Raw genomic sequence first — 12,207 nt, 5'->3', positions numbered from 1 at the left:
AGTCATGGGTGCGCCTCCAGCATCTTCTGCCATTCGGCAAAGCCAGTATATTTGCGGTCGGCACGGGCGTTGTGTGTCTCGATGTCGATCTTCAGGAGGTCGGTGATCCATCCGATTACAGCCTCCATGTCCGCCAGCTCGTCGGCGAGTGCTTGCCGGTTGGCGATGCCGGACTTGGGGTCGGAGGCATCGAGACCCTGGATCATGCAACGGGCGGCGATCTTTGAAAGCTCGCTCGCTTCCTCGGCTGCCTTGCCGAGCGCCTGATGGGTAACGATATCGGGCTCGGGGAGCCATAACGTGATGGCCGGTACGGAATTTTCCTTGCTCATGCCGCGTCGTCCAGTTCGGCCGCGACGAAGCGGTTGCGGAAGTCGGGCCATTTCGGCCAGCACAGCGTCAGCGCCTGATCGTTGCCGCTGGTGACGGCGCGCAGGAAGGTTTGGGCGTGCTGGCTGGACAGCGTCAGCGAATAGGCGATCGCGGCGCGCAGCTCGGCGGCGCTCTTGCTGCGGCGGGTGCGCATCAGCATGGCGAGTGCCCATGCGCCGAAGGCGAGACCGCAGGCGGCGAACACGATGGCGGTGACGAGGCCCGTGTTGGTCAGCAGCCAGGGCGTGGCCGGTATCTGCGCCCTTAGCCAGGCAACGTCGCCTGTCTCCTGCGCCATCGCGGCGCGCGCCCATCCGTCGGCGACGAGATAGGGCACGGTGAAAGCGAGCACGCCGCCGAGGGCGTAGGTCAGGCCGCGGTTGATAGCCGCCTGGCTGTCGGCCAGCGTCTGCAGCGGCGTCATTGCCGGCGTCATGGGCCGGATCTCAACGGGTTTGCGCGGGGCGCGGCCTGTGAAAATGGGTATGCGGATCTGCGCGGTCATGTCGGCGTCCTTTCATCCGTTCGGGAAACCGCCTCCTGGAAGGCGGCAACCGGAGCGGATCAGGCGACCCGGGGCTCGATGCCGGCGGCGTAGAGACGGCCGGCGGCCTCGACGACGGTGTCGGTCAGCTGGTCGTCGCTGAGGCCAAGCTCGCGGCGGGCTTCCTCGCGGGTAAAGCCCTGGCCACGCTCAAGGGCGCGGTTGGCGATCAAGCGGGCGGTTTGTCTCTGGTTGGGGGTCATGGTGCGTCCTCTCAAAACCTCCCGGGTGGCGCGGCGGCCGGCAGGGGTTCCTGGAGGAGGAAGGGGTAGACCCGTGCCGGCCGCTTTCGCGGTGTCCGCCGAGGGAGGGAAAGACGGCGGGACGGGTCAAAACATAATTCGGTTTATGTACCTAGTCAATAATAATTCGGTACATATACCTAAATTGCGTCCGCTGGAAATAAGTTCGAATACCGAATCATTTGTGTTTTCAATGAAGTGATGGGGGAGCAAAATTCCGTCTCTGAGGACTGGGGGGTGCAACGATCTTGAAGAAAGCAAATCATCTTAAGCGGTTTCCGCTTGCGGTCGGGGAGTGCATTTACGAACCGGCGATGACGGTGCGCGGAAGCCAGCACAGGAAGGCTGACGTGGCTAACTTCGTAAAGGCAAAGGAGCCTGAAGTTGAACTCAGGATCGTACCTGACGGGCGTGAATATGCTGGTGCGATCGAGGTTATCGGAGTGTGGAAGGGATGGTGGCTCACGCACCGAAAATTGATCGGATATGTCCCGAAGGAGGTGGTCGCTGCGCTAGATGGGGCAAATGCAAAGCGTATCGTCCGTGCCCGGCTGGTTCGGACCTTTGTGGACGACGAAGGCTTTGTCGACGTTACGATACAAGTTGTGGGGCCAAAGTCGGACTTCAAGCGCTATCAGCGACAGCGCCGAAACGACGAGGGAGACGTCCTCTTTGAGGCGCCGGATAGCCATTGATCTTACATGTTGATGTAAGATCGATAGACGCGGCCGAAGATGCCGGGAAGATTGCCTTTGTCTGGGAAAAGTGGTTCGTGAGCAGGGTTTGTCGAGACCGGTTCAAATCTAGCGGGGCTCTGCCTGTATCGCTTATATGTTGCTGCGCCGTCTGTATCTGTGATGACGTAACAGGCGTTGGGAATTAGCCTTTTGCTCTTTCTGTTTACGATAATTACTGAACCCGGAGGAGATATTCGATCCATAGAATCATATCCCTCCGGGATATCGAAAGCATACCATTCGCCGTCGGGCAGGTCGGCCGCATAGACCGTGTCGAATTCGTCCGTGGGCAGAACTGAATCATTGATCGCGAATGCGCCGGCGCTAACCCATGAGATACGTGGCACCGCAATGGCTGGCCTCGTCGGGGTTTGAGCTTCAGTGTCTTCGGGGCCGACACCATAAGCAAGCCATTCTGGAGTTGTAGCCAGAGCTGGCGCGACAACCTTGAGTGTCTCAATTCGCGGCATCGCGCCACGGCGCCAATTTCTGATTGTACCTACCTTGGCCTGCGCTTTTACCTCGGCTGCGTGTTCGGTTATCCCCAGCGCCTCCAGGCGTCGTTGAACGCGGCTAAGGATCTGTTCCAAAACGGTTTGTGTCATATTCTCTGTCATTCGGTAAATATACCGTCGCGGCGAACCTGTTGCGATAGGTACATGGACCGTTGACAAGTCGGTACATGTACCGGATAACGGGTGTATGACGCTCATTTCATCATTTCTCTTGCTTGTCGAAGCTTACTGCGATGCTGCCTCGGTTTCAGCGTCGACGGTTTCGTCTCGGATTTTCAATGATGGCAAGCGGATCAATCAAATCCGAAATGGAGCGGATGTCGGAGCGCGCCGGTTGGAGCTGGCAATAATGTGGCTTTCCAATAACTGGCCTGAGGGCGCCAATTGGCCTGCCCAAGTGCCTCGTCCGATCCCGGAGGCTGCCGAATGAGCGGCTCGCTTTCCATTCCCTTCCCGCCGACCCACGGGCCGCACTCCCGTGGCGGGAAAAGCCTTGCCGTCCCTTTCCTTCTCCTCGTTGGGGGCAGGGGCGGCAAGGGTCATTTCCAGAGTTCTCCCGCGCGTGGTGCCTCCTTGCCTGCCGCGCGCCAACTGCCGCCGGAGCGCGCCAGATCGTGGATCTTGCGTGGCGGACTGCTCCGGCGGTCTTTTCTCTGGAAATGGGCATGCGGGCCTCCGTGATCCCGATCGCGGACTTCCGCGATCTGATGGCCTGACTTTCTGACATTCCGACCCTTCCCGCCACGGGAATATCCCGCCGGACTTCCCGGCGCGGGAACGTGATTTCTTTTGTCTGGAGACCGACATGTCCGATGCATTTCTCTTTCGCCTCAAGGCAGCGCAACGCGACCTGATCGAGCGCTGCGGCGGCATCATCCGCTGCGGTGATCTGACCGGCTTTTCGAAGAGCGAGGTGGGCCGCTGGAACAACCCGAATGACGGCGCCGTGATGCCGGTTGGCGCCATCGTGGTGCTGGAAGGCGATTGCGGGCAATCGCTGGTGACCGCCGTGATGGCGGAGAAGAACGGGCGCCGCCTGACCGACCCGGAGGCCGAGCGGGCCAGCGAAGTTTCGGTGCTCACCTCGCATGCCGAGCTGATGCGCCAGTCGGCGGAGCTGGCCAATTCGATTGCCATGGCGATTGCCGACGGCGTCGTCACCATTGCCGAAGCGCAGGCGGCCGACCGCATTCTCTCGACACTGGAGCGCTGCGCCTCCGACATGCGCGCCTCACTGGCCGCCATCAAGGCACGGGGCGGCGAGAAGGCGGCGCTGTCGATCGTCGGCGGGGAGGGCTGAGGCGATGGACAGGATCAATCGGAGCCTCGGTGATCCGCCGCGTCTCGGGTGGATCGACATCGCGGCGAACCGCCGCCTTTCCGCCAACGTGATCCAGATCAGCGAGAAACGATGACCCGCCGCGACCCGAACACCGCCCGCCAGCTGATCATCAAGCGGCAACTCGCCGAGGCGATCCTTGAGGCGTTTCACAGCGAAGGCTGCTCCACGACCACGATTGCAGCGCGCTTTGCGCTGAGTGAGGCGGAAGTCTGCGGCGTGCTGAACGAGATGGAGCGGCGGTGATGGAGGGAAATGAAGTGGTGCTAGCTTTCCTTCGCAAGCCTTGGCAGCTGGTATCGCAAGTGTGCTCCGGGGTCTTCTGGATCGAGGGGAGTGGCAGAAGCGAGCAATTGCTGCTGATATTCATCTGCCAAGAGCGTGGGGGTGCCGGGAAAGGGCGAAATTACCAATCGCGGCGGGCGATTTTGCCAATAGGTCCATTGGCCGCGTTCTATCAGTCTGACGACGCTCGCGACCTCCTCCGGGTGCGTTTCAATCGTGGCATCGGACAGGTCGCAGTTCTTGAAACTATTTCTGATGAGATTCACGAGACCGAATGTGCTCCCGGTAAAATCGCAAGTTTCGAAAGAACATGCGCTACAATAGCGGATGACCTTTTTTACTTCGCAGTTGCAGAACGCTGCTTTTGTCACGAAGCAAGCCGCAAGCGGAGGTATGTTGAGGCCTTCGAGAAAATTCTCCAAATGGGAGCAGCCCCTAAAGCCTCCGCCAGTATACCGGTAGCTGTTAAAGCCGTAGGCCTCTGGCCAATATTTCTCGCTCTCTGTCTTGGCTTCTGCCGCGTCGAGGGACAAGCCAACGGTACTCCAGATGCCTTTCTCGGTTACAGCCCTTTTAAGGGAGGCGAGAAGATTGGTGAACAAAGCACCCGTACTATGGGGGTGGTTCGCCAAATGGGAGGCGAGCACATCCATGGCTTGAACCGAGAAGCGACTTGCGGGGTCCTCAATCACAGCGCTCAACAGAGCCACGCCGGCGATGCCTTGAGTTTCCTCTGTATTCTCGATGAGAGAGGACCCTTTCTCAAGCAGAAGCGCGAAGTGGGCTCGATCGTTCGCGTCATTTTGACGCTTTTGCTCGGTGGCTTGACGATCAGTGATCAGGCCGCGCCAGATGATTGTGCAGAACGTAACGAGGGCGCCGAGGATCACGCCGAACGGAGCCAAAGACTCAACTCGTTTTTCCGGAGTTTTCGGGAAGCCGACTTCGAACGAAAACCAGAAAGCGAAAGAAGCCGCGATTCCCAACACCACGGCAAAAACGACTGCCCAGATCAGCCACGTGTCCGGATTTTTGTGCGGGTAGTCGGAGACTGCCCGGTCGTCATCCTTGTTTTCCCCGTTCATCGGTTCCCCAGCCATTCATTCATTTCCGAACCTATAGGTCATCGCCGCTGCCCGGCGCAATCGCAAGTGGAACGCTTTCGGCGTCAGCGTGCTTCGCCATGAACGCTGTCGCCCAGATTGTTGCAGAACCGACGGCCGACCTTCTGGTCACGCTGGAACGCGCCCGGGCATTGCTCGACGATGGCGACCTGGCGGCGGCACGGCTGATTGCCGGGGTCGCCTATGACCAGGCGAAGGCTGCGGCAGGGTCTGCCGAGAAGGTGAAGGCCTCTCGCCAGCTGATCGACAAGGCGCGGCGGATGCAGGCCGATGCGCTGTTCATCGAAACGCATGCGACGATCCGTATGGCGGATGCCGTCGACGAGGCGCAGGCCCGGGGGCAGGTGGCCCGGCCGGGGCGCAAATCAAATATTTCCGGCGATAATATTTTCACGCTCGATGAGGTCGGGCTCGATGCGCAACACCTGCACCAGGCGCGCAAGGTGCGCAATGCCGAGCGGGCCGAGCCGGGCTTTGTCGATCGGGTGATTTCCGTCCGGCTTTCGGAAGGGCTCGAGCCAAGCCGCGCCAGCCTGAAGAAGGCGGCGGGGCACGCGATTGGCACGAAGACCGCGACGAAGGACGAGCGCGGCGAGGATCTCTACGAGACGCCGATCGAGGCGATGCGCACGTTGCTGGCACTGGAAAGCTTCTCCGGCGGCGTGCTGGAGCCGAGTGTGGGCAAGGGCGCGATCCTGCGACCGCTGGAAGATGCGGGCTACGCGGTGATGATCTCGGATCTCGTCGATCGCGGGATTGCCACGCGGCATGGCGAGCTGCAGCAGGTGGGCGACTTCCTGCTGTCCACCGGCCCGAGCAAGCTCTGGTCGGTTGGCCGGGATATCGTGACCAATCCGCCTTACGGCGTGGCCAATGCCTATGCGGCGCATGCGCTGCGCGAACACCGGCCGGGCAAGATGGCCCTGCTGCTCAACTGGAATTTTGCCGCCGGGTTCGAGGATGTCGACCGCTGTTTCGTGATGGATGAATGCCCGCCGTCGCGGATCTACGTGTTTACCCGTCGGCTGCCGATGATGCACCGGGACGGATGGGACGGGCCGAAGGCGTCGAGCCAGATGAATTGCGCCTGGTTTGTCTGGGAGCGAAACCACGAAGGCAGTTATGGCGACGGCTATCCGCAGATGATCCGGGTGGACTGGAAAGCCTATGAGGCGGCCGAGCCGCTGGCGCCGGGTACTGGCGGGCATGTGGCGCCGATCGGTTTCAAGCCCGGCGTCGACGAATTTGCGCGGGAGACGCCGCGGAAGTCGGTCGAGGAGCGGGTCGGCGAGGATCTCGACGACGCCATCGCCTTTGCCTCGGGGCGGGATAGCCTCTCGGTCGCCGAACTGCGCAAGGGGCTCGGCATTCGCAACAGCGTGGCCGAGGCGCTGATGGCCGCGATGATTAAGCGCGGGATGTTTCACACAGCTGCGGACTACGAACGGACCCGCCCATCGACAACGCTACTCGATGCAGAAAGCACTAGCGACGCTTTAGCTAAGCCAATGGGAGAGCGAGCATGTTAATGGGACGCATCGGGGACTTGTGGATAGAGATCAGGATAAATAATAGCTGCTTCGTGCCAAGTAATTGTGCATTCCGGATCAACGTTGTATTCCAAATATTCTATAAGATTCAAGTTTTGGGGAGCGTCACGTGGAATAGGGGCGCCTTCTGGAACTATCAGATTCGGCGTGATGCCTCTGACATCCTCAGGTGTGGAGTTGGCAACTGCCGAACGCGAATTGAGTTCTTGCGCGTTCGCACGGCATCGAGGGTCCGCGAGGACAATTCGCTCAAGTATGGATGGAGGCAATGGAAGCTTTCGCTGATATTGCCCCCGCACACTAGTCATAGGTGGCGCGTCTGCCCATGCCCAATTTTTTCCCCTTTCACTTTCCAAGCGAGAAAAAATATCATCTTTTGTCTCATCCTCTTGGGTGATGGACGAGATTATTTCGCTCAATTCACGCTGGCTGCCGTAGTAAAGACGCGCCGCGCTAATGTTGCTCTTTTTTACATTTTTGAGAAAATCTACAGGGGCGATAAAGTAGGAAGCGTCATTATTGGAGAATTCAATATTTTTGTATCCATTTCCTATGTATGTATTTCTGACTTCGCTCTCTTCTATGAAAGTCTTATTTTCAGCCAACTTAATTTTCCCTTCGGTTTCAACCTCGGAGATCTCGGGGGGCGTGTAGTCGAGAACCAGGGAGGTGAGGTTGCTCTTAAGTATAATGTTTCCACGAAAGTAGAAGAGATTCACGAGATCTTTGCCGCCTGGTATGGAAGAGAATATAGGCCACTTATAAGTGTAATCGTACCAATCTTTGTCAACAAGGAATTGCGAAAGTTTCAGGTTGGAGAAGATGGCCGGGCGAACGCATCTTTTGGCTTTGTCATCCCACTCGCCAGTCTGCTGGCAACCGAGATCCAATTCTTTGATGCTGATTCCCGCTTCCAGCAAATTATTCAAAGCCACGCCCTTGCGGACATCGCCTCCTTGTCTGACCAGCAACCTATCCCAAGCCCTGTCGTACCTTTCCTCTTGCTGGGCCTCCTCCTGCTGCTGCCGATGTATGAAATAATCGGTAAATTGCCAATATCCGACTATAATTGCTCCAAAGCTTATTATTGCAGCAGAATAGCCTGTGAGGTGACCAATTGCGCTTCTCTCAAATTTGTGCAGAAAAGGTCTGATTTTTCTATCTATTTTTATAAGCTTATTTATCACTCTAATATTGCAATGGTAATAAGCTTGTTTGTTAGACTTTTGCCGATTGCGCGGGAATGCAAACCGATTTTTTCTTGGCATATCATCTCCATCGAGAACAATATATTATTTAGGCTAAGGAAAAATATCCAAATTGAATTATTATTAATATTTGTTATTAAAAATGTCTATCGATGCCTTGCGGCTTTCTCAGGTCTTGGCCGGTTGAAGTTGAGGCGCGCCCAGCATGGGGCCGCTGGACCCATTGCAGATTCAATCGCGCGTATCGCCTTGAAAGCGGCGAGGGCGGCGGCATGAACGAGAAGCTGCCGATCTTCGACAGCCTGGACGGCGCGGCGGACGATGCAGAGCGTGCGGACTGGCTCGGGCGGGTCTCGCCGGCGCTGCTGATGACCTATCAGGCAATGATCATGGCGCGGTTTCGCGCACTGGACTGGCCGGAGGCGATCGACTTCATCGAAGCACGGCTGACGGCGCTGCGCCGCAATGCCGACGAGCACGGGTGGCTTGCGCAGGCGGCCTACGAAATGTGCGAGGCGGCGCAATTGCGGCTGGCGGAGAGTGTGGCGGGGAGGGCGAGATGAACGTTCGCCGTCGCGCTTCGACAATTCCCGCTGCTATTTCCCAACTAGTCGGGCTGAATAGTGGCCATTTGCTGCAGCAGGTTTGCGTTGAACGCTTTGGCGTCCGCTCCGGAATGCGCGCGCCGGTGACAGTTCGGACACAATGCAATGACGTGATGGATGTCATCTGGGCCGCCGTCGCTGACGCGCAGAATGTGATGCGGTTCCAGGTAAGGCTCGCCATTTGCCCGCAGGAATGGTGCCGGGGCGCCATCTGCCTCGCAGTGGCCGGCAGCTCTGCGCAGAACCCATTCGCGCACGTGTTTACTACGGAGATAGGTGTTGCTGATCGTCGTAGTACCCGGCGCCATGGGTTGCCCCGCATCGCGCGCACGCGCCAAAAGTTCTTCGTCGGACAGCTTCAGCGGTTCTTCATCATTCAGGACCGTCTCGACGATGTTTTCGAGTGGGCGAAGCTTGAAGACAACGGCTCTTCGCATAGCACCGGTTTCATCAGGCGCCATCTGCCAGGTGTAACTTTCCAGGACGTATTCGCCTTTAAAGCGCAGCCCCTTGCGACGCCCGACCTCCTGAAACAACAACAGGCTCCTAGAGTCCGCACTGTGTTCCACGATCGCCTTGTTGCCCCGGACCAACTCCATATCACCCATGCGACCGGCGCCGAAATAGTCAAATGTTCCATCTTCATTCTCTCGATCTTGGTAGCCGTAGGAATGGCCACCGGGGCCGGTGATCGCTATGACCAGGTTGTGTCGCGATGGTCTGATGATGCCGCCTTGCGGTGTGCTGCTGAAGCGGGCGTTGATATCGGCGACCCGGTTATAAATTTTCCCGCGTTCAAATCCCCAAGACATGCGTCGTTCGTCCTCCTGTGCCTGTCGCAATGCGGATCAGGCGTGCTCAGGTTAGCAATCGGAATCAAACGGATGCAAGTGGCGGATGGTAGGATGTCGTTCCTATGAGCATCATGGTCATGTCTAGAATGTTCAAAGCTTCGCTCGGTTCTTCCAGCCGTAAGATAATGGCTGTGCGTCTGGCGGATTTTGCCGACGACGAGGGGCGAGGGATCTGGCCGACGGTGGCACGGCTTGCGCGCGAAACGGAGCTTTCGGAGCGGACTGTGCAGCGGATTCTCGCCGATTTTGTTGCCGAGGGATTGCTGGTCGTGGTGCAGGAGGCAAGCGGCAAGCCGGGGCAGGCCACGCGCTACGATTTCGACCTCGCTGCCATCGCAAGGCTGGGCCAGGACAGGCACACGGGTGACGTCATGTCACCCGTCGCCGGTGCTCTGACGGGTGACACCATGACGGAGACGGGTGACACTGACGACGAAGACGGGTGTCACCATGACACCCGAACCGTAATAGAACCACCAGTAGAACCATCACTTGAGAGAGAGGGCGCGAGCGCAAGCGCGAACGGGGAAGAAAATTCCAGGAGCGTGATCCGTAAGTTCGACAAGTGGTGGCCGAGTTATCCGGACTATGCCGGCACCAGCCGCGACGCGGCGCTGAAGGAGTGGTTCGCCCTGACGGCAGACGAGCGGGCGGACTGCATTGCCCGCACACCGGCCTTCATCAAGGCGACGAAAGATGCCAAGGGCAGCTTCGTCTACCCATCCGTTTACCTCAAGGAACGCAAGTGGACCCTGCTCGACGATCCGCGCTCCGACGTGGCGCCGGCGGCGATGTACAACCCATTCAGCCGGGCATGGATGGCGCTGAGGCTAGCCGAGCTTTCCAAGCCGATGACCTCCGAGGGTTGGCCAGCGCCATCGGCGTTTCAGCGAACACTGATGCGGGATGCCGACAAGGCGGCCGAGATCAAGCGCGAGCGCAGGGCTCGCTATGGCTGGCCGAAGGTGACGGCCATGGATGCCAAGGTCGAGAACCGGTTTGGCGCCTTTGTGCCGGGACCGCTGCTGGTGGTCTCCGAGGGGTTTCAGAAGATGCATCGGGACAGCGCCGAAGCGGCGGCCTGGAAGGCGCTGCACGAGCGCATGGGCTGGCCCTGGCTGCCGGCGACCGGGCACGAATGGCTCTACTTCCCGGCCGGACAGCCGGAAGAGGCGATGGCGGAGTTTCAGGCCCTGGTGAAGGGCGAAACCCATGAAGCGGCGGTGTGAGGCGATGATGCAGCAGGGCAACATGACGGGCAAGGCAATTGCAACCCATTCCAGAAGGACGTTCGACGAGGTGGAAACCGAAGCGCGGCTTGCGACGCTCGAACAGGCGGCCCGAATCATCGGCGACGATTCGCCGTGGTTTGCCCTCCGGGTGATGACCGGACGTGAGGCTTTCGTGCAGGAGGCGCTCGACGTGTTGGGGATAAACTCATTGGTGCCGATGCGGAAGGGAAAGACCTGGGAGCGTCGTGGACGCAAGATAGAGGGCGTTATGCAGCCCGTGATCTTCGGTTATGTGCTCGTCCAGAGCGACCCGAACCCTTGCGTGCTCGTCGCCTTCAAAGGGGTGCAGGACGTCATCGGTGTGCTCGGCGGAGCGGAGAAGCCAATGCGGGTGAGAGCAATTGAAATCAATCGCTTCAAGACGATGGCTGATGCAGGGCTTTATGATTGGGAGAAGCCGTCAGAGCTTGTCGTGAAGGCTGGCGACAAGGTGTCGATGACGGGCGGGCCTTTCGAGGCGATGACAGCTATCGTCATCACTCCGAACGGCAAGGGCAAGGGCGACGTGGTGGTGACGGTGGACATCCTTGGTGGTGCCGTGCCTATGACGCTGCCTCTTGCCATGCTCGAAAAACTGTGAGAGTCATTTCGCCACTGGACGCGCTGATGATCCTGCTAGTGAGCCTCTGAGAACGCCGTAGAAAGCGGGGAGAAATCCCGAGGTGGTACACCGGTCAGCCCCAGCCCTGAAGCAAGCCGAATACGGCAGAAGCGATTCAGGGCCAGTGCGCAAGCTATGTCCTATTTTGCTTTTCGGAACAGAGCGACGACCCCTTGGTCATCTCGAGCGACACGCTCGAAAACATATTGTTGGGATCCCATAAAGCGAAATGAGCATTTGTGGTTGAGGTGACACTGGTCAAAGCCGTTGCCAGCTACCGGTATATAAACGTACCCGCGTTCTGCCACATCTCCGACTGTCGCTAGTAGTCTGCCGTCTGCCTCACAGAATTCTAATCCTTTTCTAAGGATCAAGACATCAAGCGACCGGATCTCGTTCACCTGAAGACAGTCGCTTGTGTCAAAGATGTTTGTTGTCCCATTGGGTTGAGATGAATTCCCGGCTTTACCGGATGGTAAGGCACGCAGCTTGGCTTCTAAAGCGTCGTTCACGATATCGCGAATTGCTGCTTCGCTTACAGAAGCGCGCCCGACAGCACCGGGCGTACCCTGCTCACCCTGAGCCCCGACTTCACCACGAGGACCCCGAGGGCCGATTGGTCCCGGCTCGCCAGGGTCACCTTTCTCACCCTTCTGGCCGGCTGGACCGCGCAGCCCCGTGAGAGTTGCAGACTGTGTCTTCTGCAAGAGTTCTTGCAGTTGTGTTACCTGCCCTTTCAGTTGAGCCACTTCCACCTGGGAGCTATCGACCTGATTTTTCAAGTTTCCTACCCAGATGCCGAGCGCGATCAGGGCGCCAGCAACAGTGATCAGACTAGGCAGGTCACTAGGTCCTGTTGACAAAGTGGATTCCCAAATCAGCTGAAGCGTGATTCAAGGCTGCCTTTTAGGAGGCGGTTTTGGCTCGCGGCGACCTGAC

At 58.6% G+C, this 12,207-nt stretch carries 15 protein-coding genes; 7 read left to right on the top strand and 8 right to left on the bottom strand.

The features are described 5' to 3' along the window. Positions 1-2 precede the first annotated feature (2 nt). From J2Z17_RS09795 to J2Z17_RS09785, 3 genes are read right to left on the bottom strand one after another with little or no spacing between them, the layout of a single operon-like run. The gene (locus tag J2Z17_RS09795) at positions 3-332 is read right to left on the bottom strand and encodes a hypothetical protein (RefSeq protein ID WP_209944390.1); all 330 of its coding nucleotides are present in this window, start codon (positions 330-332) and stop codon (positions 3-5) included. Then, positions 329-877, bottom strand: coding sequence for a hypothetical protein (locus J2Z17_RS09790; RefSeq protein ID WP_209944388.1), 549 nt, complete (start codon positions 875-877; stop codon positions 329-331). Before J2Z17_RS09790 ends, J2Z17_RS09795 begins: the two co-directional genes overlap by 4 nt. 59 nt (positions 878-936) lie before the next feature. Continuing rightward, positions 937-1,119: a hypothetical protein gene (locus J2Z17_RS09785; protein WP_209944386.1), complete on the bottom strand. Its 183-nt coding sequence runs from the start codon at positions 1,117-1,119 to the stop codon at positions 937-939. Positions 1,120-1,406: 287 nt separating this feature from the next. Between J2Z17_RS09785 and J2Z17_RS09780 the strand changes: the two genes are divergently transcribed. Next, positions 1,407-1,853, top strand: a complete 447-nt coding sequence (locus tag J2Z17_RS09780) for a hypothetical protein (protein ID WP_209944384.1) — start codon at positions 1,407-1,409, stop codon at positions 1,851-1,853. A 2-nt stretch (positions 1,854-1,855) separates the two neighbouring features. Here the strand turns inward: J2Z17_RS09780 and J2Z17_RS09775 are convergent, their stop codons facing one another. Then, positions 1,856-2,500 (bottom strand): S24 family peptidase, encoded by a 645-nt coding sequence (locus tag J2Z17_RS09775; RefSeq protein ID WP_209944382.1) that lies wholly within the window; start codon positions 2,498-2,500, stop codon positions 1,856-1,858. Positions 2,501-3,215: 715 nt separating this feature from the next. Between J2Z17_RS09775 and J2Z17_RS09770 the strand changes: the two genes are divergently transcribed. Together J2Z17_RS09770 and J2Z17_RS09765 are read left to right on the top strand one after the other, a co-directional pair. Then, positions 3,216-3,710, top strand: a complete 495-nt coding sequence (locus tag J2Z17_RS09770; protein ID WP_209944381.1) for a phage regulatory CII family protein — start codon at positions 3,216-3,218, stop codon at positions 3,708-3,710. Between the two features lie 111 nt (positions 3,711-3,821). Then, positions 3,822-3,995: a hypothetical protein gene (locus tag J2Z17_RS09765; RefSeq protein WP_209944379.1), complete on the top strand. Its 174-nt coding sequence runs from the start codon at positions 3,822-3,824 to the stop codon at positions 3,993-3,995. Positions 3,996-4,015: 20 nt separating this feature from the next. Here J2Z17_RS09765 and J2Z17_RS09760 read toward each other — a convergent pair whose 3' ends face one another. Next, positions 4,016-5,134, bottom strand: coding sequence for a hypothetical protein (locus tag J2Z17_RS09760; RefSeq protein ID WP_209944377.1), 1,119 nt, complete (start codon positions 5,132-5,134; stop codon positions 4,016-4,018). 83 nt (positions 5,135-5,217) lie between these two features. Here J2Z17_RS09760 and J2Z17_RS09755 point away from each other — a divergent pair, with 83 nt between their 5' ends. Beyond that, positions 5,218-6,687: a hypothetical protein gene (locus J2Z17_RS09755; protein WP_209944375.1), complete on the top strand. Its 1,470-nt coding sequence runs from the start codon at positions 5,218-5,220 to the stop codon at positions 6,685-6,687. On the opposite strand, the gene J2Z17_RS09750 is transcribed toward J2Z17_RS09755, so the two are convergent. Beyond that, entirely contained in the window at positions 6,684-7,976 is a 1,293-nt protein-coding gene (locus J2Z17_RS09750) for a hypothetical protein (RefSeq protein ID WP_209944373.1), read from the bottom strand. The genes J2Z17_RS09755 and J2Z17_RS09750 overlap by 4 nt on opposite strands. A gap of 212 nt (positions 7,977-8,188) precedes the next feature. Here J2Z17_RS09750 and J2Z17_RS09745 point away from each other — a divergent pair, with 212 nt between their 5' ends. Then, positions 8,189-8,479, top strand: a complete 291-nt coding sequence (locus J2Z17_RS09745) for a hypothetical protein (protein ID WP_209944371.1) — start codon at positions 8,189-8,191, stop codon at positions 8,477-8,479. A gap of 44 nt (positions 8,480-8,523) precedes the next feature. Here the strand turns inward: J2Z17_RS09745 and J2Z17_RS09740 are convergent, their stop codons facing one another. Then, complete coding sequence (locus J2Z17_RS09740; protein ID WP_209944370.1) at positions 8,524-9,333, bottom strand: HNH endonuclease; 810 nt, start codon at positions 9,331-9,333, stop codon at positions 8,524-8,526. 104 nt (positions 9,334-9,437) lie between these two features. Here J2Z17_RS09740 and J2Z17_RS09735 point away from each other — a divergent pair, with 104 nt between their 5' ends. After that, entirely contained in the window at positions 9,438-10,604 is a 1,167-nt protein-coding gene (locus J2Z17_RS09735) for a helix-turn-helix domain-containing protein (protein ID WP_245224000.1), read from the top strand. A gap of 4 nt (positions 10,605-10,608) precedes the next feature. After that, positions 10,609-11,247 carry a transcription termination/antitermination protein NusG gene (gene nusG, locus J2Z17_RS09730; protein ID WP_209944368.1) on the top strand — a complete coding sequence of 213 codons (639 nt, stop codon included), beginning with the start codon at positions 10,609-10,611 and terminating at the stop codon, positions 11,245-11,247. A 161-nt stretch (positions 11,248-11,408) separates the two neighbouring features. Here the strand turns inward: nusG and J2Z17_RS09725 are convergent, their stop codons facing one another. Then, positions 11,409-12,131 (bottom strand): collagen-like triple helix repeat-containing protein, encoded by a 723-nt coding sequence (locus J2Z17_RS09725; RefSeq protein ID WP_245223999.1) that lies wholly within the window; start codon positions 12,129-12,131, stop codon positions 11,409-11,411. Between the last annotated feature and the right edge of the window lie 76 nt (positions 12,132-12,207).

Origin of the sequence: Heterorhizobium halophytocola (assembly GCF_017873095.1) — a bacterium.
Taxonomy (GTDB): domain Bacteria; phylum Pseudomonadota; class Alphaproteobacteria; order Rhizobiales; family Rhizobiaceae; genus Allorhizobium; species Allorhizobium halophytocola.
Note: the sequence above shows the minus strand (reverse complement) of the source record. Positions and strands in the feature narration are given on the sequence as shown.